Origin of the sequence: Mangrovimonas sp. CR14 (genome assembly GCF_011764015.1) — a bacterium.
GTDB classification, from domain to species: Bacteria; Bacteroidota; Bacteroidia; order Flavobacteriales; family Flavobacteriaceae; genus Mangrovimonas; species Mangrovimonas futianensis.
The window spans coordinates 280,085-305,320 of the sequence record NZ_JAAFZY010000003.1; the positions used below are offsets into that span (position 1 = coordinate 280,085).

Sequence of the window (25,236 nt, forward strand, 5' to 3'; positions counted from 1 at the left end):
ATTATGTTAAATCTTGAAGGGGAAAATTAATCAATTTCTTCGTAATCTACATATTCTCCCACCTTTTTATTTGAAGATTGGCGAGATTGCGGCATCTTATCTATGGTAACTTCTCCCTCCTTATTTTGTTGGGTTTTGTTTTGATAATTATTGAAACCACCATTAAAACGCTCCTCTGCCTTTTTTGCTACATACTTTACCAATACAGGCGCAAAAATTCTTGATAGAATTTTCAATCCATAATATATCAATAGAATGATCAATAAGGTCCTTAGCAAACCAGTAAATGAAGCGTATTGCAACATGCGTATAGTTTTCAACAAAAATACAATTATCAAATCTTTTATTCCGTTTTAAATACTTAAAAAATCTATAAAATCAATATATTTGATTTTTAACTTTAGTGAAAAAACATAGTGATTTAAGGAGTTCAGAGCAATTGAATTTCTTATTTTAATTCCAAAACCAAAATTTAATGAAAGCTATAAAGCCCTTATTATCTGCACTTACCTTTTTTGCCTGCTTGAATGGATTTTCCCAATACACGGAGGTTATAAACTCCAACAGACCGGGAGTTTCAAAAAGCGCCTTTGCTGTTGGCACCAATGTTCTCCAATTTGAAGCTGGTCCCTACATGCTTACTGAAAAACACAATTTAGCCAATAGAAAAGACAATAGTTTCGGACTTGATTTTGCCGCTAGATATGGTTTATTATGGTCTCCTTTAGAAATAAATGTCGAAGGTACCTTTCAATCAACCAAGAGAACATATTCTAATAATTTGGCAGAAGATGACAGATTCTCAAATTTTAAAACTTTAACAATAGGAGCTAAATATTTGGTGTATGATCCCTACAAGAATTCCGAAGAAGAAAAACCGAATATTTATAGTTGGAAAGCAAACCATAGCTTCAAATGGAAAAATTTAATTCCTGCCGTTGCTGTTTATGTAGGCGCTAACTTTGACACCAAGGACAACCCCTTTACGGCATATGGCGTTGAAGGATTTAGCCCCAAAGTTATGCTGGCGACGCAAAACAACTTAGCTGGAGGCTGGGTGTTTGTAACCAATTTTATTTTGGACCGCATCGGAACCGATCAAAATGATTTTTCCTATATATTAACCTTAACCAAATCTATAACAGACCAGTGGGTGGCATTTGGAGAAACACAAGGAATCAAAAGTGATTTCTATGCTGATAACTTATTCCGTTTTGGAGGTGCTTATCTTTGGAGTAAAAACTTCCAATTGGATGCTGGCGTTACCTTAAACACAAAAGATACGCCCTCTGTTTTTGGAGCAACTCTAGGGGCCTCATACCGCTTGGATTTCCATGTAGACAAGAAAATAGACAATGCTAATTCTGCTGAAGAAGAATTGGAAAGAGAAATGAATTCTCGAGGAGAGAATAAAAAAGAAAAGAAAAGACAGCGTAAGCAGAACAGAAAAAAACAAAAAGACGTCGATTTTGATAGTTAGACTAAAAGTGCCTTATGAGTAATGTGACGTTAAAAAAAGTTTCCAACAAGAAGGAACTTAAGGAATTTGTAACCTTTCCATTCAAAATATATCAAGGATCCAAATACTGGGTTCCCCCTTTGATTGCTGAGGAAATGACCACCTTCAATCAGGATAAAAATCCAGTTTTTGAAAATGCTGAAGCGCAATTATTTCTAGCCTATAAAAATGGTGAGGTGGTTGGGCGTATTGCAGCGTTAATCAATTGGATCGAAATCAATGAACAACAGATTAAACGGATGCGTTTTGGTTGGATGGACTTCATTGATGACCTCGAAGTTTCAAAAGCCTTATTGGATCAAGCTGAAGAAATAGGTAGAGAAAATAACTTAGACTTTATTGAAGGGCCGCTCGGATTTTCCAACTTGGATAAAGCTGGAGCTTTGACCTTTGGATATGACCATATAGGTACTATGGCCACATGGTATAACCACCCTTATTACATTGAGCATTTTGGTAAATTGGGTTATTTAGAGGAAAAGGAATATGTAGAGAGCAAATTTAAATTGGAGTCCCTAATTAATTCCAGATTCCTAAAAGCATATAATGCCATCGTCACTCGATATGAATATAAGCCAAGGAACTTTTATAAAACCAAAGAAATCATTCCGCATATTGATGACATGTTTGCCCTGTTGGATCGCTCTTTTGGGGATTTACCATCTTATGTTCCTATCAGTGCCAAAGAACGTACCTATTTAAAGAAGAAATTTATCAACTTTGTAAATCCAGAATATATCAAATTTGTTTTTGACAAAGATGATCGTTTGATAGCTTTTGGGGTTGCTTTACCATCTTTCTCGAAAGCACTTCAAGAAATCAATGGGAAATTATGGCCTCTAGGCTTTCTTAAGTTGTTAAAAGCCAAAAAAGAAACCGAAACACTTTTGCTTTATTTAATAGGCGTTGATCCAGAATATCAGAACAAGGCTGCTCATGCTGTGGTCTTTCATGAATTCTATCAAACTTTTAAGAGTAAAGGTGTAGTTAATTGTATTAGGTTACCAGAATTGGCAAACAACACTGCCGAACAACAAATTTGGAAGGATTCAGGTAGTGAAGTGATTAAGCGTAGAAAAACATTTAAGAAGAATCTTTAAACTACAAATAAAAAAACCAGCTTTTTCAAGCTGGTTTTTTTTATGAAATACACTATATCATTTACTCTCCCATAGCTGCAGATACAGCCGCTGAAAGTCTTTTGTATGTACCGTTTTCAAGTCTATCCCTAATTGCTGAAAACGCATTTAAGGTTTCCTCAACATCTTCTAATGTATGTGTTGCCGTAGGAATCAAACGTAATAGAATTAATCCCTTTGGTATAACTGGATACACTACGATAGAACAGAAAATACCGTAGTTTTCACGAAGATCCTTTACTAAAGCCATTGCCTCAGGAATGCTTCCTTTTAGATAAACTGGAGTCACACAACTTTGTGTCGTACCCAAATCAAAACCGCGATCTCTCAATCCATTTTGAAGTGCATTTACGTTTTCCCAAAGCTTGTTTTTAAGCTCAGGCATGGTTTTAAGCATATCCAAACGCTTTAAAGCTCCTTTAACCAATTGCATTTGCAATGATTTAGCAAACATTTGAGAACGTAAATTGTATTTTAAATAATCGATGATTTCTTGATCGGCAGCAATAAAAGCTCCAGTACTTGCCAAAGATTTTGCAAAGGTTGCAAAATACACATCAATACCGTCTTGTACACCTTGCTCCTCACCTGCTCCTGCACCAGTTTTACCTAAAGTACCAAATCCGTGCGCATCATCTACTAAGAATCTAAACTTGAATTTCTTTTTAAGCTCAACAATCTCCTTCAATCTTCCTTGTTCACCACGCATACCAAAAACACCTTCAGAAATCACAAGGATACCTCCCCCTGTTTGTTCTGCCATTTTAGTAGCTCTTTCTAAGTTTTTTTCAAGACTTTCAACATCATTGTGCTTGTAAGTAAAACGTTTACCCATATGAAGTCTAACGCCATCAATAATACAGGCATGAGCATCTACATCATATACAATAATATCATCTTTAGAAACCAAAGCGTCAATAGTGGAAACCATTCCTTGATAACCAAAATTCAAAAGATATGCAGCTTCTTTACTTACAAATGCTGCTAATTCTTTTTGAAGCTTTTCATGTAAATCTGTATGTCCAGACATCATTCTGGCTCCCATTGGGTAGGCAGAACCATATTCAATTCCTGCCTCGGCATCAACTTTTCTTACCTCTGGATGATTTGCTAATCCCAAATAATCATTAATACTCCAGGTGATAACATCTTTACCCTGAAACTTCATTCTGTTAGAAATTTGACCCTCCAATTTTGGGAATACGAAATATCCCTCTGCTTGAGAAGCCCATTTTCCTAACGGTCCTTTATCCCTGTAAATCTTATCAAATAAATCTCTCATAGTTTAGCTATAATCAAAATTGCATATCATGCAAATGTATATATTTAAATGAATTTTGCATAATATTTTTATGAACTCTTGTTAACAACAAAGCCGCTCTAATTTCATTGTTTAGAACGGCTTTATTTTTATGTAGTAAAGGTAATTTATTTTACATATTGAATGCTTTGAGCAGCTTCTTCATTTTCAGTATCAAAAAATCCTTGATCACTCATCCATTGATCACTATAAACTTTACTCATATATCTCGACCCATGGTCTGGGAATATAACAACTACTTCATCTCCTTCCTTAAACTCTCCTTCTTCATTAAGCTGTTTGATAGCTTGCATTGCTGCTCCAGAAGTATATCCTACAAACAAACCTTCTTTATGGGCTATTTCTCTAGCTGTATGGGCACTTTCTTGATCGGTTACTTTGATAAATTCATCAATCGCATCAAAATCAGTTGCAGAAGGAATTAAATTTTTCCCTAAACCTTCAATGCGGTAAGGATAAATTTCGTTTTCATCAAATTCTTTGGTTTCATGATACTTTTTAATCACAGAACCAAAAGCATCAACTCCAATGACTTTAATATTAGGATTCATTTCCTTTAAAAATCTTGCTGTACCAGAAATAGTTCCACCGGTACCACTGCATGCTACCAAATGGGTGATTTCACCATTCATTTGATTCCAAATTTCTGGACCAGTTGATTGGTAGTGTGCATCAATATTCAACTCATTAAAATATTGATTGATATATACAGAACCTTTAATTTCTTCATGTAATCTCTTCGCCACCTGATAGTATGATCTTGGGTCATCTGCACTTACATGGGCCGGACAAACATACACCTTAGCTCCCATAGCTTTCAGCATATCAATCTTATCAGCCGAAGATTTTGAACTCACCGCCAAAATACATTCGTAACCTTTGATGATACTAACCATTGCAATACTAAATCCTGTATTACCAGACGTAGTTTCAATAATGGTGTCGCCAGGTTTAAGAATTCCCTTTTTCTCGGCTTGTTCAATAATGTAAAGTGCTATTCTATCTTTTGAGGAGTGACCGGGATTAAAAGCTTCTACTTTTGCATAATAGTTTCCCTTGAATGAAGATGTCATGTTTTTTAGCTTAATGATCGGTGTGTTACCTACTAAATCTAAGACATTTTCACATACTTGCTTTTTTTGTTCCATAGAGAAAATTTAGAATAAGGCAATCTTAAACTGCCTCTCAAACCTGACAAAAGTAAAAAAAAATTTTAACTATTCCTTAATTCCTTCCAAATCTAATAAGAATGCATACTCTAAAGCCACTTCTTTCAAGCTTTCAAATCGCCCTGAAGCCCCACCATGCCCCGAATCCATATCCGTATAAAGCAATAGAATATTTTCATCTGTTTTTAAATCTCGCAATTTAGCAACCCATTTGGCTGGCTCCCAATATTGTACCTGGGAATCATGTAGTCCGGTCGTTACCAAAACATTGGGGTAATCTTGGCTTTTCACATTATCATAAGGTGAATACGATTTCATGTACCTGTAATAGGTCTTTTTATTAGGATTTCCCCATTCATCATATTCTCCTGTCGTTAAAGGAATACTATCATCCAGCATGGTCGTTACTACATCTACAAATGGAACGGCGGCAATAATTCCTTGATATAATTCTGGGTTCATATTCATTACAACTCCCATCAATAAGCCACCAGCAGAGCCTCCATAAGCATATAAATGTCCTTTAGCCGCTAATTTTTCATCTAAAAGAAACTTGGAGCAATCAATGTAATCGTAGAATGTATTTTTCTTTTTTAAAAGCTTTCCTGTTTCATACCATTCCCTTCCTAAATATTCACCACCTCTCACGTGAGCTATCGCATAAACAAATCCCCTGTCCAACAAACTTAATCTGATGCTTGAAAAATACGGGTCAATAGTTGATCCATAGGAACCATAAGCATATAGCAATAAGGGATTTCCTTCTGCTTTTTTAAACTTTTTATGATAAACCAAAGAAATAGGAATTTTAACCCCATCTCTGGCTGTTGCCCAAATTCTATGAGACTCATAATTCGCCTTCTCAAATGTGGAATCCAAAACAGCTTGCTCTTTCTTAACAACCTTGGTTTTGGTTTTAAAATTATAGTCAATGACCGAACTTGGAGTGGTTAAGGAATTATAAGAATAGCGCAAAACATCGCTATTAAAGTCTGGGTTATTCCCGACATAAGCGGTATAAGTTTCACTTGAAAATGGTAAATGGTAATCTTCTTCTCCATTCCAACTGATGATTCTTAAATTGTTCAGTCCCTGCTCCCTTTCACTAACCACTAAATAATCTTTGAAAATATCGATGTCTTCAATAAGTACTTCTTCGCGATGAGGAATAACATCCTGCCAAAACTGCTTATCAGTTTTATCAGTGGTTGTTTTCATCACCTTAAAATTATCTGCCTTGTCCTTGTTTGTGATAATATAAAAATAATCTTCAAAATGAGCAATGGCATACTCCAGCTTTCTGGTACGTTTGCTAAATATCTTGAAGTCACCTTCTGGATTATCTGCATCCAAAATTCTGTATTCAGTTGTTAAGGTACTTGAAGAACCAATGACAATATACTTCCTGGATTTGGTTTTGTATACATAGGTATTATACGTTTCATCCTTTTCATGAAATACTTCTTTATCGTTCTCAACCTTAGAGTGAAGTAAATGTTTAAATATCTTATGAGATCTTAAAGTTTGCTCATCTTTTCTGGCATAAAACAAGGTTTTGTTATCATTTGCCCACGTAACGCTCCCAGTAGTATTCAAGATTTTAGTCGAATAAATTTCTTGGGTTTCCAAGTTTTTTACTTGAATGATATATTGCCTTCTACTAACTAAATCCACTGAAAAAGCAGCCAACTTATTATCAGGGCTAACAGAAATACTCCCTAGTTTAAAGTAAGAGTGTCCTTTGGCCATGTCATTACAATCAAACAACACTTCCTCCTCGGCTTCCAAGGTTTCCTTTTTTCTAGTATATATGGGATAATCCTTTCCCGTTTCATATCTAGTGATATACCAATACCCGTTAAGTTTATAAGGAACCGATTCATCATCTTCCTTAATTCTACTTTTCATTTCCTGAAACAATTTTTCCTGAAAAGGTTCTGTATGCTCCATCACCTTTTTAGTGTAACTGTTTTCAGCGTTTAAATAATCTATGACCTCAGGATTGTCTCGTTCGTTCAACCAATAATAATCGTCAATTCTAACGTCATTATGTGCCTCAAGTTCCATGGGGATTTTTTTTGCCTTTACGGGGAAAATGTCCTTATTCAAAGAGAGAAAATTATAGGGTATTAATCGACCAAAAATATAAAAATTAAATAGTTTTGCATTAATAAACTAAAAATATAGAAGATATGTTTGGAGATATGATGGGTATGATGAACAAATTGAAAGAAACCCAACAAAAAGTTGAAGACACCAAAAAAAGACTGGATACGGTACTAATTGATGAGTCAAGCAATGACAATAAATTAAAAGTAACCATTACTGCCAATAGAAAAATTAAAGCTATTGAAATTGACGAAAGCCTTTTGGAAGATAAAGAAGAGCTGGAAGATTATTTAATCTTAACCCTTAACAAAGCGATAGAAAAGGCCACCACCATTAATGAAAACGAAATTGGCGCCGTTGCCAAGGAAGGCATGCCAAATATTCCTGGTTTGGATATGTTTAAATAGGCTTATTTTTCTTTAGTTTCTAATCGGAAATCCTAAATACTAGTCGATATGAAATAACTTTAGGACTAATATTCTATTTTACTATTAAACTAAAATACGTGTTATCACATGTTTTTTCACCAACATCGTATTTACTTGGTTTTGCGAATAGACTGAAATTATATAAATCTTGTAGTAGCTCAAAATCACCCACTACATGATTATCTTTACAAATAATAAATTGACCTAATTGTAAAGAAGTCATTACGAATAGTGGCGGAGCTATATTAGTTGTCCTATCAAATTCAATTTTTTGCCCCAGTTCCAGTTCATGCAAATTATACATTTTAGAGTAAAACTTGATCTGTATGTTTCTAACTATATTTTTTTCATCATAAAATGAGATTTTAAGGCTTTGAAATCTCGTTTTAGATTTTCTTGAAATTCGTATAATACTTCCAATATTATTAGATGTAACAGAATCCACCTTAAAATCATCAAAATGATTCAATGTGATTTTTTCTACCCCACTAATTTGGAATGAAGTATGAACCATAAAATCAGATTCATCAACTTGAATAAAATATCTAAGTAAATCATTCTTGTAGTTTCTATTCGGTTTGATATTATTAGAACAAGACAAAAATCCGAATATAAAAACTAAAAAATAAAATGAACTTATTCTCATATAAAGGAGATATTTAATCGAAGGTAATTTCTGAGATTGCCGTTTATTTATTCCAACTTCTATTCTAATACGCGCTTAATTTACTCAATACTTCCAAAAACCTCTCATGCATTTCCTGGGTGTAGTCTAAATGAGTAACAATTCTAAGCTTACCATTCCCCATACCGCTTAGCACAATTTTATTTTCCTGAAGATGATTTAAAAATGTTTTTTCATCTTCTTTTTGGTTCAATTCAAAAATAACAATATTGGTCTCTACTGGAGTCACTAGCTTCACCATGTCCAATTTATTTAAAGCCATTTCAATTTCTTTAGCTCTTTGATGATCCTCCTTAAGCCTTTCAACATGATTATCAAGCGCATACAAACCTGCTGCTCCCAAATATCCAACCTGTCTCATCCCTCCTCCCAATATCTTTCTAATCCTCATGGCATTCTTCATCAACTCCTTTTTACCAACCAAAACGGAACCTACAGGACACCCCAGTCCCTTACTAAGACAAACAGAAATAGTATCAAACAGTTGCCCATATTGTTTCGGTGACTCATTCTTGGCGATTAAGGCATTCCAAAGACGTGCACCATCTAGATGAAACCCTAGGTGGTTTTGGTCACAAATTGCTCTAATTTTTTTCAGTTCCTCAAAATCCCAACAAGAACCTCCTCCTCTATTTGCTGTGTTTTCAACTTCTACTAAGGCCGTAAGCGGACTGTGATAAAAATCTGGAGGATTAATCGCCTCAATTACTTGCCCAGATGCAAACATTCCTTTGTCTCCATGGACCAGTTTGCAAGATACACCACTATTAAATGAAGCACCGCCTCCTTCATAATGATAAATATGTGCATCTTTATCACAGATGACTTGATCTCCTGGTTGTGTGTGCAATTTTATAGCAGTTTGGTTGGCCATAGTTCCAGTTGGGAAAAATAAAGCTTGTTCCATCCCAAACATATCGGCTATTCGCTCTTCAAGTAAATTTATTGTAGCATCCTCTTTATAAACATCATCCCCTACTTTAGCCTGAAACATGGCTTCCAACATTTTTTCAGTTGGTTTGGTCACTGTATCGCTTCTTAAATCTATCATAACCTTAAATTATCCTTAAAACTAAAAATTTAATGTTTGAAAATTTCACTCACATGGACTTTAATTATAAATTTGGTGAAAATTTAACTTCTTATGATAACATCAGATCACGTAAAAGATCTTATTGAACGCCTTGGTGCGTTAAGGAGGTATCTTTGACTTAGATGCCAAACTCATCGAAATTCAAAACGAAGAAGAACAAACCTTTGACCCCAACTTTTGGAACGATTCCCAAGCGGCGGAAGAAGTCATGAAATCCCTTAGAAGTAAGAAAAAATGGGTTCAAGACTATGATGCAGCCAAAACTTTTATTGAAGACCTCGAGGTCATCTATGAGTTCTATAAAGAGAATGAAGCGACTGCCGAAGACGTTGAAGAACGCTACGGAAAAGCTTTAGAAAAGATTGAAGATCTTGAATTCAGAAACATGCTTTCTGATGAAGGTGACAACCTAAGCGCTGTTTTACAAATAACGGCAGGTGCTGGAGGAACGGAGAGTTGTGATTGGGCCAGTATGTTAATGCGTATGTACCTCATGTTTGCTGAAAAAAGCGGCTTTAAAGTAAAAGAACTTAATCTTCAAGAAGGAGATGTAGCTGGGATTAAAACCGTTACGCTGGAAATTGAGGGGGAATTTGCTTTTGGTTGGCTTAAAGGTGAAAACGGCGTACATCGATTGGTTAGAATTTCACCTTTTGACAGTAATGCCAAACGTCATACCAGTTTTGCATCCGTTTATGTATATCCATTGGTTGATGATTCCATTGAGATTGAAATCAATCCAGCGGAGATTGAAATTACCACGGCAAGGTCCAGTGGTGCTGGAGGACAAAATGTAAACAAGGTAGAAACCAAGGTACAACTAACCCATAAGCCTACGGGAATACAAATTTCTTGTTCAGAAACTAGATCGCAACACGATAACCGGTCTAGAGCATTACAAATGTTGAAGTCGCAATTATATGAGATTGAACTTCAAAAGCGTATGGAACAACGGGAAGACATTGAGGCTGAAAAAATGAAAATTGAGTGGGGAAGCCAAATAAGGAATTACGTTATGCATCCTTACAAATTGGTCAAAGACGTTCGTACAAGCCATGAAACCGGGAATGTAGATGATGTCATGAATGGTAATATCGAACCCTTTTTGAAGTCATACCTCATGATGATGGGACAGAAAACGGAAGATTCAAATGAGTTATGATGAAACCCATTAATACGATCATTTTTGATTTGGGCGGTGTGCTTATCGATTGGAACCCAGCCTATGTTTTTCGTGATGTTTTTCAAGATGACGAGAAAATGAACTGGTTCTTTGACAATATCTGTACCAGTGACTGGAATGAAAATCAAGATGCAGGATATCCCATTTCACAAGCAACCGAAGATTTAGTCGTTAAATATCCAGATTATGAACGTTTAATTAGAATGTATTATGGTCAATGGGAGAAAATGTTGGGAGGTGAAATTATTGGAACGGTTCGTATTTTAAAATCTTTGATTGAGGATCCACAATATAAAGTAGTAGCCCTTACCAACTGGAGCAGCGAAACTTTCCCTATTGCTCAGAAACGCTTTGATTTTTTGAGTTGGTTTGAAGGAATTGTTGTTTCAGGTGAAGAAAAAACTAGAAAACCTTTCAAGGAAATTTATGAAATCACTTTAAGTCGATTTGATCTGCAGCCTGAATGTTCACTTTTCATTGATGATAACCTAAGAAATATTGAAGCAGCTCAAAAATTAGGCATCAATAGCATTCATTTTAAAGACCCAGATCAGCTTCAAGAAAGCTTGAAAAAATTTCACATTAACATTTAATAATTATAAAAATGATTCAGATTTATCACAATCCCAGATGCTCAAAATCAAGACAAGGATTGGCCATTTTAGAAAATAGTGGAAAAGAATTTGAGGTCATCAAATATTTGGAGGATATTCCTTCGGAAAAAGAGTTTAAAGAAGTTCTAAAGAAACTTGGTATTTCCCCCATAGAATTGGTTAGAAAAAATGAAGCTATTTGGAAATCCGATTTTAAAGGAAAAGATTTATCCGATGATGAACTCATTCAAATCATGTTGGAACATCCCAAACTCATTGAGCGACCCATTGTTGTAAATAACAATAAGGCGGTCATAGGAAGACCTCCAGAGAAAATTGAATCCATAATTTAACACCAAGCCCTGATTTTTCAGGGTTTTTTATTTAACAAACATTTAACCAATCCCCACTAAACCATAGGTTATTTTTGCCGTCTTACTTCCAAAACAACCTAGAATATGAATAAATACCTGCTTTTAGCATTAACTTTTATTTTTACTACCGTTAGCCTTTCTGCCCAACCAGAAAAGAATATTACCGTAACGGGAAAAGTAATTGATCAGTCATCAAAACAACCCTTAGAATACGCTACAATTGCGTTTTATAGTGCAAGCGACAACCAATTGGTCACTGGAGGAGTCACAGATGAAAATGGAAATTTTGAACTGACACTGAAAAGTGGCATATACAATGTGACTATTGAATTTATGACATTCAAAAAGAAAACCTTGAGCAATCAACAATTGAGTTCCAGTAAAGATTTTGGAACCATTTCTTTGGAACCCTCTACGGAAGCCTTGGATGAAGTTGAGATTATTGCAGAAAAAACCACTGTAGAGATTCAATTGGATAAAAAAATATACAACATTGGAAAAGACCTTACTACCGCCGGTGGTACAGTGAGTGACGCCTTAAACAATGTACCATCTGTTTCTGTGGACGTTGAAGGAGCTATCAGCTTAAGAGGAAATGAAAATGTTAGAATTCTTATTAATGGAAAGCCCTCTGCAATGGCTGGGTTTGGAGATACCAATTTATTGAGTCAATTACCAGCCGAGGCTATTGAACGTGTTGAAGTGATAACCTCGCCTTCTGCCAGATATGATGCCGAGGGTACAGCCGGAATTCTAAATATTATTTTAAGACAAAAAGAAACCTTAGGTTTTAATGGATCGGTTAACTTAACAGTTGGTCATCCAGATAATGTGAGTACGAATTTCAATTTAAATTATCGAACTGAGAAATACAATCTCTTTTCTAATGTCGGCTGGAGATACTTTGACGCACCTAGAATAAGCTTTAATGATGCTACCTATTTTCCAACTCTAGACGAGGATGGAAATGTAGTGCAGCCTACCTATGACAGAGTAAGAGAAGACCAGGATGTGGAGCGCTTAAATAGAAATTACAATGCCAATGTTGGTATGGAATATTTTCTATCTAAGAAAACCTCATTAACTGGTAGTATATTTTACAGATATGGTTCTGATGCAGACCTATCTTTAAACACCAGTGATCGTTTTTCTAATGGTAGTAATGTAGAAAGAACCTTAAGAAGGGAAAAGCAAACAGAAAGTGATAATAGTTATCAAATTTCATTGAATTACATCACCAAATTTGATGATAAAGGTCACCAACTAACCGCAGACTTTCAATATGAAAACGACAAAGAGGATCAATACACCAATTACAATGAGTTTTATGTGTTTACTAACCAAATAGATCCTGAAGATATAGCCAGAGAACAAATATTTACTACAGAAGATCAGAATGAATTTCTATTTCAAGTAGATTATGTTAAACCATTAGGTGAGAATGGTAGATTCGAGGCAGGATATCGAGGGAATTTTCAAAATCAAGTTACCGATTATAAATTAGAGCAAGAAGATGCTGATGGTAATTATGTGGTCAATGACACCTTGACAAATATTTTTGACTACACCCAAAATATCAATGCCATTTACAGCCAATATGGAAACAAAATAGGAAGATTCTCCTATTTATTGGGGCTAAGATTTGAGCAAACGCAATTAAAAGGAGACATAAGCTCGTTATTAACGCAAGATGAATTACAAGAGGCTTTTGGATTTCCAATTGAAACCAAATTTGACAATAAGTTTTTTGGTGTGTTCCCTACTGTTAACATCATTTACAACTTAGCAGGCAGTCAAGAAGACAGTGAAGAGAATTTGAGTTTTGGATATAACAGAAGGGTCAATAGGCCTAGGAGTTGGTTTATAAATCCATTCCCATCTAGATCCTCTAGAACCAATGTATTTCAAGGAAACCCTAATTTAGATCCTGCTTTTGCAAGCGCTTTCGATTTAGGCTATTTAAAAAGATGGGGAGAATTAACTTTAACCTCTTCTGTTTACTATCAGTACGAATCAGACTCTGTAGAATGGGTAGAAGAAAATACAGGTTATCAAACTTCGGATGGAATTGATATCATCAGAACCATTCCTGTGAATTTATCAAGTAATACCAGAATTGGTGGGGAACTTGGCCTAATGTATAATCCTACTAAATGGTTAAGATTAAATTCTAGTTTCAACTTTTTCCAATTTGAAACTAAGGGAGATTTTAATGATGTAAATTATGATACAAAAAACACCAGTTGGTTTGCAAGATTTAGCTCTAAAGTAAGCTTACCTTGGAAAATCGATTGGCAAACAAATGCCCATTATAGAGGGCCTCAACAAGATGCTCAAACTTACCGAAAAGGAATGTTTGCTATGGATTTAGCATTCAGTAAAGAAATCATGAATGACAATGCTACAATTTCTTTAAACGTAAGAGATGTATTCAATTCAAGAAAAAGATTAGCAACCACCACCACTGACTTCTTTGAAAGATACAGTGAAAATCAATGGAGACAAAGATCAATCAACTTATCTTTTATCTATAGATTTAACCAACAGAAAAGACAACAACAAAGAAACAGAGGTAATGGTGATATGAATGGAGATATGGAATTTGATGGTTAAAACCATCAAATTCCACTAAACAAAAAGGGAAGCATTTTGCTTCCCTTTTTTTATAACTATATATTTTAAACGAAATTAGGCTTGACCTCTTTTAGCTTTCTTCTCAGCTCTTATTTCTTTCCATCTTTCAATTGCAGAACCAAAAATCCAATAAGGAACTACGAACGTTGCTAAGAAAATTAATAACCAAAAACCAATGGTCAAAATGGTTAAAAATGCTAAAAATCCTAAATATTGGTCAAATTCAAACATGTTGGTTTATTTTTTGTTCTTTTTGCAAAGATAAAACAAAGGTAATTGTTACACAATACCCTACTAACATTTATCAACAGGGTTATAAACAGTTTTAAGTATTTAAAATTAAACACATATAAATCAGATAGATATAACAACTCATTTAAAAATGAATACAATGATTTTCTTCTTAAAAAATAAATTTCATGATCTATTTTTTACTGTCAACCACTTTTCACAAACAAGGAAAAACCTAATTTTAATCAATATCTTTTAATTCTTTGAGCCATTCAATTTGGTTATTTTGAATACAATCTTAGAAACAATGGAAATGAGACTTTCATCTCCTCACCTTGCCAAAACCCTTTGACATCTTCAACCAAATTCGGAACTGGATTTATACCTTTATTTGCTTTGATATAATTTTGAACCGCAGACCACGAGTTAAAGAAACCTTCAAATTGAGTCATATTCCATAAGGTATCTATATAAAACTCATGATTAGATTTGATGTATTTCAACCCCAACGTCAAGTTTTCATATTGTTCTTCGATATGCCGTCTTTCAAAATTCCAATAATCACCCACAATTTCATGGTAAAAATGATCGACTTTTTCATCTATTTCTGTTGAAATTCTTCCCAAACCATACCCCCAAACCGCAACCAAACCGTTAGGTTTTAAAACACGATTTACCTCTTTGGAAAAAGCCTTCATATCAAACCAGTGTATGGCCTGAGCCACAGTAATAAGATCGAAAGAGTCATCAGGAAAATTTGTTTCCTCTGCCCGCTGAACACTATATTCAATATTCTCTTTGGAAATTGCCAATTCAAGTTGTTTCTGACTGATATCTGAGGCATAAACAGCTTTAAATTTATCGGCTAAAATAGCAGCAACCTGACCATTTCCTGTTGCACAATCCCAAGCAGATTCAAAATTGGAACATTGAGAAAATAAAAAATCATATAATTCATTTGGATAGGTGGGACGAAACTTTTTATAAGTTCCTGATTGGGCCGAAAAATTATCAATTGGTCTTTTCATAATAAAAAAGCACCATAATATGGTGCTTATCTTTAATTTAAATTCGGTTGCGGTGTAGTGCGTAAATATGGTTTTATTTCCTTGTAGCCCTTAGAGAAATGCTTGGGTATATCTTCTGTTGAAATGGATGGAACAACAACACAATCATCCCCATTTTGCCAGTTTGCTGGAGTGGCCACCTGGTGGTAAGCTGTTAATTGTAAAGAATCGATTACCCTTATTAATTCGTCAAAATTCCTCCCTGTTGATGCTGGATAAGTAATTATCAACTTGACTTTTTTGGCAGGATCGATTACAAAAACCGAACGTACGGTTGCCTTCTCACTTGCATTGGGATGAATCATATCATATAATTCTGAAACAGTTCGGTCTTCATCTGCAATAATTGGAAAGTTAACCGTTGTGTTCTGGGTTTCATTTATATCACTAATCCAACCTTTATGAGATTCCAACCCATCCACACTCAATGCCGCTACTTTTACATTACGCTTGTCAAACTCAGGTTTATATTTAGCTACTGTTCCTAACTCTGTGGTACAAACAGGCGTATAATCTGCAGGGTGCGAAAATAACACTCCCCAACTGTCACCTAACCAGTCATGAAATTGAATTTCTCCTTCTGATGTTTGAGCCTTAAAATCGGGCGCAACATCTCCTAATCTTATTGTTGCCATAATTTGATTTGTTTTGATTTATAAATCAAAGATAAACATAATTCCTACTAAATAAGTAGGAGTTAATAAACTTTAAGATTAATTAACACAGTAATACAACTCAAATTTAACGTTGCACTAAAATAATATTTCCCTATAAAAATTTATAAAGTTGACAATTTTTCACTTAAAATTTTAAAAAAAAATTGATGGTAATTTTATTGGAATGATTTATTTTGGAAAAAAATTTTTAAAGAATTATCAACTAATTTATTCAACAGTTTATGAAAAAAAAATTACTCTATTTTAGCCTTTTTGGCTTATTCTCCTTTAGTCAAAGCCTTTTGGCACAAACTTATGAACCCCTTGTAATTACTGGTGGGTACAATGAAGATATTGTTGCAAATGGGGCTGGTACAGCTATGTCTTCATCTACCATTGCTGCTGATGATGCTAACTTTTGCTTTATGAGTAACGATTTTGATCCAACAGGATCAACCGAGCTTACATATGCATTACCACTGAGTGGAACTTTTGATTCTGAAGCAAATTCTGAATTACCTTTTCTATTTGCAGATTATAGTACAGACAATGCGCTTAGAATTACTGGGACTGGTTCTACAGGGACCTTAACTTTTTCCAATACTCTAGAGGCTTCTAAATTATTTATTTTAGGAACTTCGGGTAGTGGAACTTCTAATTTTGATGTAGAAGTAACTTTTGATGATGCCACTTCAGAATCTTTTACCGGTCAATTATTGCCAGATTGGTTCAATAGCACCACACAACCTGTTGCATTGTCGGGCTTTGGTCGTGTCAATAGAACTAATGATGCAATAGAAAACCCTAGTGGAAATCCAAGATTATACCAAATAGAATTGGAAATTTCCACTGCCAATCAAGTAAAAACGATTGAGAGTATTATTATAACCAAGGCTTCTGGTGGAGGTGCAAACGGTGTCATAAATATTATGGGAGTTACAGCTGAATTGGCTCCTTCCTGTATAAATGCCAATACTTTGGCTGCTACAACAGGTGTAGATGACGCCACTATTACTTGGGAAGCTTCACCTTCTTCACCTGGTTTACCTTATGATTACTATTTAACTACAGGCACAGAAACACCTGATGTATCAACAACTCCAACCGGTACTATTCCAACAACTGAAAATGCTCTTGATTTAACCGAATTGGAAATTGGTACTACCTACTATTTCTGGATAAGAACCAATTGCTCTGCAGAGGATGCCACAGATTGGGATATGGTAAGTTTTACCACAGGACAAATGAGTTTTACATATGACTCAGGAGATATTGAAACACTTTATGGTACTCCTACTACTTCATCAACAAGTAGCTGTCCTGGAGCCATGACGATAAGTGTGCCTGAGGGTTATGAAATTTCAAATATAACGCTTGATTATGAAATGACAGCGGCCGCAGGAGCCTGGATGTCTGAGCAAAGATCCTTTTTAATTTGTACAACTTCAGGAGCAACCGAATCATCAGTTGCAACAGGAGCAAGTAACAGTGGAGGTACTTTCACTTATCATAGAGAGGGTATTGATATCGCTAATGGATTATCAGGTGATGTTGATTTTGAACTTCATGCTTGGAGAACATGGGGAGGTTCTGGATGCGGAACCAATTATAATAGGGTAAATAATAACACATGGAAAATCACCATTACTTATGGTCCTTCTTTAACTACTGATGAACATGAGCTTGCAGGATTTTCGGTTTATCCAAATCCTACAAATGATCTAATTTATGTTAAATCATTAACTTCTTTAAACTCCTTATCTATTTACAATTTAATGGGGCAAGAAGTCATGAATATCAATGATGTTAAATCCTTTGAAGGAATAGACATCAGCCATCTAACCTCTGGCACTTATTTATTAAAAGGAATTGGTTCTAATGGCGAGTCGTTCACCAAACGAATTATTAAAAACTAAAAGTTCTAACTTCTTATAAAAAAGGGTAGCCATTTTAGCTACCCTTTTTTTTATGGTTATTTCACAAACTTATAAATAGAATGTCAATTAAGCCGACCTCGGCCGGCGATAAGCATAGTAACTTAAAACTATTTTGAGAGCTTCTTCTATCGCATTGTTAATAGGCATTAATTTAGAACAAAGATCACCATCTATACTTTGTAATTTAAAATAATAATGGCGCATAATGGGTGTATCCTTTCCCTCCATTATGTGGCTTTTTGCCTTTTCTACAGCATCTGGGTAAGTTTCCTTAATAGATTTGCATGTTACCAATTCTGGATTCCCATATTTATTTAAAGCAGCCGAGAAACCAAATAGTCTGCAAATCAATCCTCTATAAGGATATTCTGTACAAAACCCTGGTTTATTTGGAATCAAAAGTGGTGATAAAACAATACAATTGGAATTTGGATGATCCTTAATTCGATCCAAATATTCCAAAGCCAAACCTCGTTTGTAAAGGTGATAAGCAAAAGGTAAAAATTCCAAAGGAGAAGCACTAATATCTGGTTTGTTGCAACATTTTCCACAACCTACCAAGCACTCAAGCCTTGTGACATGTTTAAAGGCAGCCACGTCCTTTTCCAATCCTTTGAACACCCGTTCCACGGCTTGGATTTTTCGGTATAATGTCATCGCTAAATAACGATGCTAATGTAAAACAAAATGCGATCCGAAATGATAAGTGACTTCAAAAAAAATTATATCATTTAGGCAATAATTATTGACCAATTAAAAGGATAAATATCATGTTATTCTTCATTAAAATTCCATATGTAAAAGGGAATAAATTAAACACCTCCAAAGACCTTAAAAAAATTCAATTTAGTCTACAACTATTTAAAAATCGATGGCAAAAAGACCAACCAAAAACCTTAAATTTGTTGGAAATTTATAACGTATCTCACAATGAACTATCGTATAGAAAAAGACACGATGGGCGAAGTAAAAGTCCCTGCAGATAAACTTTGGGGTGCCCAAACTGAAAGATCTAGAAATAATTTTAAAATAGGTGCACCTGCATCCATGCCCTTAGAAATAGTTTATGGTTTTGCTTACCTAAAGAAAGCAGCTGCATATGCCAACCATGAATTGGGTGTTTTAGATGAAAGTAAACGAAATTTGATTGCTCAGGTATGTGATGAGATTTTAGCTGGAAAACATGATGATCAATTTCCATTAGTTATTTGGCAAACAGGATCTGGAACCCAAAGTAATATGAATGTCAATGAGGTTGTTGCCAATAGAGCACATCAATTGGCAGGTAAAACCATAGGAGAAGGCGAAAAAACCATTCAACCAAATGATGATGTAAATAAATCGCAGTCTTCAAACGACACCTTCCCTACCGGAATGCACATCGCTATCTACAAAAAGATAGTAGAAACTACTATTCCAGGAGTAATCAAATTAAGAAATACGCTTTATGAAAAATCACAAGCGTTTAAAGATGTTGTGAAAATTGGTAGAACGCATTTAATGGATGCAACGCCTTTAACCTTAGGTCAAGAATTCTCTGGTTATGTAGCACAATTAGACCATGGTATTAAAGCCGTTGAAAACACGCTTCACCATTTGGCTGAATTAGCTTTAGGAGGAACCGCAGTTGGAACTGGATTAAATACTCCTAAAGGCTATGATGTTTTGGTTGCCAAATACATTGCAGATTTCACTGGATTACCGTTTATCACAGCTAAAAATAAATTTGAAGCTTTGGCTGCGCATGATGCATTGGTTGAATCGCACGGTGCTCTAAAACAATTGGCTGTTTCTTTAAATAAAATAGCAAATGATATCAGAATGATGGCTTCTGGTCCTCGTTCAGGGATTGGAGAAATTATTATTCCAGCAAATGAACCTGGAAGTTCTATAATGCCCGGAAAGGTAAATCCAACGCAGTGTGAAGCACTGACTATGGTTTGCGCCCAAGTTATGGGGAATGATGTAGCAGTTACCGTTGGAGGTACACAAGGACATTATGAATTGAATGTCTTTAAACCTGTTATGGCTGCAAATCTTTTACAGTCTGCCCAATTGATAGGAGATGCATGTGTAAGTTTTAATGACCACTGTGCTAATGGAATCGAACCTAACCATGATGTTATCAAAACACTTTTGAACAATTCATTGATGTTGGTTACAGCACTTAATACCAAAATTGGATATTACAAAGCTGCTGAAATTGCTAATACTGCTCATAAAAATGGTACCACCCTACGTGAGGAGGCCATTAATTTAGGGTATGTAACGGCAGAAGATTACGATTCTTGGGTTAAACCCGAAGAAATGGTAGGCAGTTTAAAATAATTAGAATTTATCATATTTTTAAAACGCTAAGGGATTTCTATTAGCGTTTTTTTTATTTTTATCAAAAACCAACCTAATAATTTGCATTTTGACTATTTTAATTAAAAACATCAAAGAGCTCCTTCAAACCCGAACCACAAACGTAACCGTTTTAAATGGTGAAGAAATGAAAGAGTTGCCCTCCATTAAAAATGCCTACTTACTCATTGAACATGATACCATTGTTGAATTTGGAAAAATGGACGATTTTGAAGACATGGATGCAGATGAAGTAATCGATGCCTTAGGAAAAATGGTTCTACCCACATGGTGCGATTCCCATACTCATATAGTTTATGCAGGAAACAGAGAGCAAGAGTTTGTTGATAGAATTAATGGACTTAGTTATGAAGAAATTGCCAATCGTGGTGGAGGTATCCTAAATTCTGCTGAAAAGCTTCAAAATACTTCTGAAGATGACTTGTATAATCAATCTGCGCAACGGCTAACGGAGGTCATGAAAATGGGAACTGGAGCTATCGAAATAAAATCAGGGTACGGATTGACTTTGGATGCCGAATTAAAAATGCTTCGTGTCATAAAAAGATTAAAACACGATTTCCCCGTTAAGGTGATATCCACATTTTTGGGGGCACATGCTATTCCAAAAGAGTTTAAAGATAATCCCGATGGCTATGTAGACCTTATCATAGAGGAAATGATTCCTCAAATAGCTAAAGAGCAGTTATCCCAATATATAGATGTTTTTTGTGAAAAAGGATACTTCTCTTTAGAACAAACCGAACGCATCTTACAAGCGGGAGCATCTTACGGATTAATTCCAAAAATTCATGTCAATCAGTTTAATGCTTTTGGGGGAATTGCCCTAGGAGTAAAATACGATGCTTTATCAGTAGATCATCTTGAAGAATTATCAGAGGAAGATATTGCTGTGCTTAAAGACAGTAATACCATGCCTGTGGCCTTACCTTCATGTTCCTACTTCTTGAGCATTCCTTATACCCCTGCAAGAAAACTTCTAGATGCTGGGATCCCAATAGCTTTGGCATCTGATTACAATCCAGGTTCTACCCCAAGCGGGAATATGAATTTTGTAGTAAGTACCGCTTGTATCAAAATGAAAATGACGCCTGAAGAGGCTATTAATGCAGCAACCATCAATGGTGCTTATGCCATGGGAATTAGTAATATGTATGGAAGTATTTGTCGGGGCAAAAAGGCCAATATAATGATTACCAAAGAAATTCCAAGCTATCACTACCTACCCTATGCTTTTGGGGATAATCACATTGAAGCCGTATACATCAATGGCGTAAAGATTTAAATTTACATAAAAGAAAACCCCGAAAGTTAATCACTTCCGGGGATTATTTTATTTTCTATGTTTTATTTTACTTTAGGGTAAACTCAGTTGAAGAAATCAATTCTTTATCATTGTAAACATTTACTTTATATCGTCCATCTTCAAATTTATCATTTAAAGGCTCAACAAACTCGCAAATATTCAAATTGGTATTTTCATAATTAAAAGTACTTACCACACTATAATTGATCGTTTCTTCTCCCATTTGAATTTGCTCATTCACACCTAAAATTTGATTATTAGGTCCTACAACCTGAACATACAATTCTTGCTCCCCAGCTTGAACCAACTTATTTTTCGCTACGGTGAAACAAACTCTGATTTTATCAGAACGTCTTGCTCTCTCAGTTGGTATTAATTTTCCAGAAGAACGCTCAATAACCCCAAATCCTTTTAAATCAACGGTTTGTAATACAGAAGCATCACTCATAACTTCAGCAAGGGCAGTATTTTGAACTAACAACGAGTCAGTAAACATGGTTCTTTCTTCAAGTCTGATTTTTGTACTATCCAATGAAGTAGCCAATAGTTGATTTTCAATTTTCAATTTATCATTTTCAGCCATTAACACATCCATTTCTTGTTGAAGGTTCAAATATTTCTTTTTATATCTCCAAAGGCTTTGTACGTTGGTTTCCGATACTTTTAAAGAATCAATTAATCCTTCAATACGTGCTTTAGCATCTACCAAATTTTGGTTTGAAATTTCATTGTCTTTAATAGCTAAATCATATTGTTTGGCCAATTTATCATAATCATTAATGACCATTTGTTTCTCTTTAGTCAATTGAGCTTCAGTTTCCTTTTTCTCGTTTAGTAGGCTAAAAGAGTAAAATGCCGCACCAAGAAATAAAACTAGGGCAATACCTAATGCAACTTTTAATCCTGTATTACTCTTATTGTTTTCCATAATAACTCGTTTTAATTTTTAGATTTACTAATTTTAGTTTAGGTTAGAATAACAATTTTAAACATTATATGCCAAACTTGATGGACAATTTCATTTTATTCGATAAAAGTAACTTGAAAGGTTATTTAAATAAAAGAACGGCCGAATCAAAACTTGGGGAACAAATAAAAAAGTTAACCACCATTTCTTCTATATACGATCAACTCAAGGACTTAGACGTTTCTTATGTCATTTTTGGCATAAATGAAAATGCTGGAGTGTTTGCACACAATGGAAATTCTGGGACTTACAATATTTGGGAAGAGACGCTTAAAGTTTTGTTAAACACGCAAAGCAACCCATTCACTCCTGCCAAGAAAGTGTTGATTTTAGGTCATTTCGATTTTAAAAATTATGAGAAGAAACTGGAAAAACTAGAACCGAAAAAGAAAAAAGACCAGATCAAAGCCCGAAAATATGTATCAAAAATAGATATTGAAGTAAGCTATTTAGTTTATCAAATTGTCAAAGCAGGTAAAATTCCAATCGTCATTGGAGGTGGACAAAATAATGCCTATGGCTGTCTTAAAGGCAGCGCTTTAGGCTTTCAAAAACCTATTAATGCGATCAATTTCGATATTCAGGCAGATTTCAATAAAGAAGATGGACGTCATAGCTCCAATTCTTTTAGTTATGCCTTTAGTGAAGGTTTTCTAAACAAGTATTTTATTTTTGGAATGCATGAGAGTTATATTCTTGAATCAAACTTAGCAACCCTTAATAAATTGAATGAAATTGAATTCAATACTTTCGATGCCTTTAATAGGAAAGAATTGAAGTTTAAACAAGAACTTAAAAGAGCAAGCGAATTTATTTGTGATGACTCCTTTGGAATCGAAATTGACTGTAAATCAATTCAGCATGCTTCGGGCTCCCAATCCAATCCAAGCGGATTCAATTTGAATAAGGTAAGAAAGTTTATCACCTATTTTGGGCAAAAACCCAATGCGTCCTACCTCCATATTTCTGAAGGATTCATTAATGAAGATAAACCATCAAATCCTATTGGTAAGGTTATTTCCTATCTGATAACAGATTTTATAAAAGCCCACGAAATCAAATAAAAAAAAGCACCTCAAAACTGAGGTGCTCAACTAAATAACACCTAACTAAAATTGGGCTACTTCTGTACTATCTTTCATAGCAACAGTACTAGAAGCTCCTGATGTAACTGTATTTTGGATAGCATCAAAATAGGTAGTTCCCACAAATCCTTGGTGCTTTACGGCATGAAAGCCTTCCTTTTGCAAAGCAAATTCACGTTCTTGTAATTCGGAGTAACCTGCCATTCCCCTGCTTTTATAAGCCTTTGACAATTCAAACATGCTGGTATTTAAGGCATGGAAGCCTGCCAATGTAATAAACTGGAATTTATAACCCATTTTTGCCAATTCCTCTCTAAATGATTCCATTTCAGAAACACTTAATTTAGCCGCCCAATTAAAAGATGGAGAGCAATTATAAGCCAACATTTTCCCAGGATACTTGGCATGTATGGCATCTGCAAACTTCTTAGCTTGTGCCAAATCTGGAGTAGAGGTTTCCATCCATAATAAATCGGCATAAGGCGCGTAGCTTAACCCTCGATCGATCCCTTGCTCTACTCCATTTTTCACATAAAAGAACCCTTCCGAACTTCTTTCCCCGGTTACAAATTTCTTATCACGTGCATCGATATCACTAGTTAGTAAATTGGCTGCATCTGCGTCAGTTCTTGCAATAATTAAAGAAGGAACCCCCATAACATCACTGGCCAATCTAGCGGCAATTAATTTATTGATAGCTTCTTGAGTTGGCACCAAAACCTTCCCTCCTAAATGTCCGCACTTTTTGGCGGAGCTAAGCTGATCCTCAAAATGCACTCCAGAAGCTCCTGCTTCTATCATGGCTTTCATCAGCTCAAAGGCATTCAAATTTCCTCCAAACCCAGCCTCGGCATCAGCAACGATGGGTACCAAATAATCCAATTTATCTGCAACACCATTTACAGATTGTATTTGGTCTCTTCTTAATAGTGCATTATTGATTCTTTTAACTACTTGAGGAACACTGTTAGCTGGATACAAAGATTGATCTGGATACATTTCCCCTGCTAAATTGGCATCTGCAGCTACTTGCCAACCGCTCAAATAAATAGCTTCCAATCCAGCCTCAACTTCCTGAATAGCTTGATTGCCTGTTAATGCACCTAGACCAGCCACATAATCCTGAGTATTCAACTTTTCCCATAATTTTTGAGCTCCCAATTTGGCAATGCTATGCTCTAGTTTATAGGAACCTTGAAGCTTGATAACTTCTTCTGCTGTGTAAGGTCTTTCAATGCCTTTCCACCTTGGGTTTACGGTCCAATTTGTAATTAATTCTTGAATTCTGTCATTAGTTTTCATAGTTTTGTAATGGGTATTAAAATGTTAATATTCAAATCCTGTGGAGTGTGCCAGCACTCTCAGGATTTTTT

General features: G+C 35.1%; 23 protein-coding genes. 11 read left to right on the forward strand and 12 right to left on the reverse strand.

Going from position 1 to position 25,236, the window contains the following annotated elements; translation table 11 throughout:
- Window positions 1-26: 26 nt before the first annotated feature.
- Complete coding sequence (locus tag GZ212_RS07260; RefSeq protein WP_166958573.1) at window positions 27-305, reverse strand: DUF4834 family protein; 279 nt, start codon at window positions 303-305, stop codon at window positions 27-29.
- A gap of 170 nt (window positions 306-475) precedes the next feature.
- Between GZ212_RS07260 and GZ212_RS07265 the strand changes: the two genes are divergently transcribed.
- On the forward strand, window positions 476-1,480 hold the full coding sequence (locus GZ212_RS07265; protein ID WP_166958575.1) for a transporter: 1,005 nt from the start codon (window positions 476-478) through the stop codon (window positions 1,478-1,480).
- A gap of 14 nt (window positions 1,481-1,494) precedes the next feature.
- Window positions 1,495-2,619 carry a GTP cyclohydrolase gene (locus GZ212_RS07270; RefSeq protein ID WP_166958577.1) on the forward strand — a complete coding sequence of 375 codons (1,125 nt, stop codon included), beginning with the start codon at window positions 1,495-1,497 and terminating at the stop codon, window positions 2,617-2,619.
- A gap of 61 nt (window positions 2,620-2,680) precedes the next feature.
- Here GZ212_RS07270 and GZ212_RS07275 read toward each other — a convergent pair whose 3' ends face one another.
- From GZ212_RS07275 to GZ212_RS07285, 3 genes are all read right to left on the reverse strand, one after another.
- Window positions 2,681-3,940: an aminotransferase class I/II-fold pyridoxal phosphate-dependent enzyme gene (locus GZ212_RS07275; RefSeq protein WP_053972677.1), complete on the reverse strand. Its 1,260-nt coding sequence runs from the start codon at window positions 3,938-3,940 to the stop codon at window positions 2,681-2,683.
- A 146-nt stretch (window positions 3,941-4,086) separates the two neighbouring features.
- Window positions 4,087-5,127, reverse strand: coding sequence for a PLP-dependent cysteine synthase family protein (locus tag GZ212_RS07280; protein WP_053972676.1), 1,041 nt, complete (start codon window positions 5,125-5,127; stop codon window positions 4,087-4,089).
- A 69-nt stretch (window positions 5,128-5,196) separates the two neighbouring features.
- A complete protein-coding gene (locus GZ212_RS07285; protein WP_166958579.1) occupies window positions 5,197-7,215 on the reverse strand; it encodes a S9 family peptidase in 2,019 nt (672 codons plus the stop codon).
- A gap of 125 nt (window positions 7,216-7,340) precedes the next feature.
- On the opposite strand from GZ212_RS07285, the gene GZ212_RS07290 reads away from it, so the two are divergent.
- On the forward strand, window positions 7,341-7,664 hold the full coding sequence (locus tag GZ212_RS07290) for a YbaB/EbfC family nucleoid-associated protein (protein WP_166958581.1): 324 nt from the start codon (window positions 7,341-7,343) through the stop codon (window positions 7,662-7,664).
- Window positions 7,665-7,737: 73 nt separating this feature from the next.
- On the opposite strand, the gene GZ212_RS07295 is transcribed toward GZ212_RS07290, so the two are convergent.
- Together GZ212_RS07295 and GZ212_RS07300 are read right to left on the reverse strand one after the other, a co-directional pair.
- Entirely contained in the window at window positions 7,738-8,331 is a 594-nt protein-coding gene (locus tag GZ212_RS07295; RefSeq protein WP_166958583.1) for a hypothetical protein, read from the reverse strand.
- Window positions 8,332-8,395: 64 nt separating this feature from the next.
- A complete protein-coding gene (locus GZ212_RS07300) occupies window positions 8,396-9,421 on the reverse strand; it encodes a low specificity L-threonine aldolase (protein WP_166958585.1) in 1,026 nt (341 codons plus the stop codon).
- A 93-nt stretch (window positions 9,422-9,514) separates the two neighbouring features.
- On the opposite strand from GZ212_RS07300, the gene prfB reads away from it, so the two are divergent.
- The 4 genes from prfB to GZ212_RS07320 all read left to right on the forward strand — a co-directional run bounded on the left by prfB (window position 9,515) and on the right by GZ212_RS07320 (window position 14,226).
- Window positions 9,515-10,625 (forward strand): peptide chain release factor 2 gene (gene prfB, locus GZ212_RS07305; protein WP_166958587.1). Its coding sequence is split into 2 segments (ribosomal slippage): window positions 9,515-9,577 and window positions 9,579-10,625, totalling 1,110 coding nucleotides; the frame shifts between segments, so codons are not numbered across the junction.
- Window positions 10,622-11,239 (forward strand): HAD family phosphatase, encoded by a 618-nt coding sequence (locus GZ212_RS07310; RefSeq protein WP_240923782.1) that lies wholly within the window; start codon window positions 10,622-10,624, stop codon window positions 11,237-11,239. Before prfB ends, GZ212_RS07310 begins: the two co-directional genes overlap by 4 nt.
- An 11-nt stretch (window positions 11,240-11,250) precedes the next feature.
- Window positions 11,251-11,592, forward strand: coding sequence for an arsenate reductase (glutaredoxin) (gene arsC / locus GZ212_RS07315; protein ID WP_166958589.1), 342 nt, complete (start codon window positions 11,251-11,253; stop codon window positions 11,590-11,592).
- Window positions 11,593-11,697: 105 nt separating this feature from the next.
- Window positions 11,698-14,226, forward strand: a complete 2,529-nt coding sequence (locus GZ212_RS07320; RefSeq protein ID WP_166958591.1) for an outer membrane beta-barrel family protein — start codon at window positions 11,698-11,700, stop codon at window positions 14,224-14,226.
- Between the two features lie 75 nt (window positions 14,227-14,301).
- Here the strand turns inward: GZ212_RS07320 and GZ212_RS07325 are convergent, their stop codons facing one another.
- The 3 genes from GZ212_RS07325 to GZ212_RS07335 all read right to left on the reverse strand — a co-directional run bounded on the left by GZ212_RS07325 (window position 14,302) and on the right by GZ212_RS07335 (window position 16,180).
- Window positions 14,302-14,478 (reverse strand): hypothetical protein, encoded by a 177-nt coding sequence (locus GZ212_RS07325; protein ID WP_166958593.1) that lies wholly within the window; start codon window positions 14,476-14,478, stop codon window positions 14,302-14,304.
- Window positions 14,479-14,759: 281 nt separating this feature from the next.
- Complete coding sequence (locus GZ212_RS07330) at window positions 14,760-15,506, reverse strand: class I SAM-dependent methyltransferase (protein ID WP_166958595.1); 747 nt, start codon at window positions 15,504-15,506, stop codon at window positions 14,760-14,762.
- A gap of 32 nt (window positions 15,507-15,538) precedes the next feature.
- Window positions 15,539-16,180, reverse strand: coding sequence for a peroxiredoxin (locus GZ212_RS07335; protein ID WP_166958597.1), 642 nt, complete (start codon window positions 16,178-16,180; stop codon window positions 15,539-15,541).
- A gap of 263 nt (window positions 16,181-16,443) precedes the next feature.
- Between GZ212_RS07335 and GZ212_RS07340 the strand changes: the two genes are divergently transcribed.
- Window positions 16,444-18,117, forward strand: coding sequence for a T9SS type A sorting domain-containing protein (locus GZ212_RS07340; protein WP_166958599.1), 1,674 nt, complete (start codon window positions 16,444-16,446; stop codon window positions 18,115-18,117).
- Window positions 18,118-18,204: 87 nt separating this feature from the next.
- Here the strand turns inward: GZ212_RS07340 and GZ212_RS07345 are convergent, their stop codons facing one another.
- The gene (locus GZ212_RS07345; RefSeq protein WP_166958601.1) at window positions 18,205-18,795 is read right to left on the reverse strand and encodes a YkgJ family cysteine cluster protein; all 591 of its coding nucleotides are present in this window, start codon (window positions 18,793-18,795) and stop codon (window positions 18,205-18,207) included.
- A 273-nt stretch (window positions 18,796-19,068) separates the two neighbouring features.
- Here GZ212_RS07345 and fumC point away from each other — a divergent pair, with 273 nt between their 5' ends.
- Together fumC and hutI are read left to right on the forward strand one after the other, a co-directional pair.
- Window positions 19,069-20,466, forward strand: a complete 1,398-nt coding sequence (fumC, locus tag GZ212_RS07350) for a class II fumarate hydratase (RefSeq protein ID WP_166958603.1) — start codon at window positions 19,069-19,071, stop codon at window positions 20,464-20,466.
- A gap of 88 nt (window positions 20,467-20,554) precedes the next feature.
- Window positions 20,555-21,790 carry an imidazolonepropionase gene (hutI, locus tag GZ212_RS07355; protein ID WP_166958605.1) on the forward strand — a complete coding sequence of 412 codons (1,236 nt, stop codon included), beginning with the start codon at window positions 20,555-20,557 and terminating at the stop codon, window positions 21,788-21,790.
- A gap of 67 nt (window positions 21,791-21,857) precedes the next feature.
- On the opposite strand, the gene GZ212_RS07360 is transcribed toward hutI, so the two are convergent.
- Window positions 21,858-22,739, reverse strand: coding sequence for a chromosome partitioning protein ParA (locus GZ212_RS07360; protein WP_166958607.1), 882 nt, complete (start codon window positions 22,737-22,739; stop codon window positions 21,858-21,860).
- A gap of 80 nt (window positions 22,740-22,819) precedes the next feature.
- On the opposite strand from GZ212_RS07360, the gene GZ212_RS07365 reads away from it, so the two are divergent.
- Window positions 22,820-23,842 (forward strand): arginase family protein, encoded by a 1,023-nt coding sequence (locus GZ212_RS07365; protein WP_166958609.1) that lies wholly within the window; start codon window positions 22,820-22,822, stop codon window positions 23,840-23,842.
- A gap of 45 nt (window positions 23,843-23,887) precedes the next feature.
- On the opposite strand, the gene aceA is transcribed toward GZ212_RS07365, so the two are convergent.
- Window positions 23,888-25,165, reverse strand: coding sequence for an isocitrate lyase (gene aceA / locus GZ212_RS07370; RefSeq protein WP_166958611.1), 1,278 nt, complete (start codon window positions 25,163-25,165; stop codon window positions 23,888-23,890).
- Window positions 25,166-25,236 lie beyond the last annotated feature (71 nt).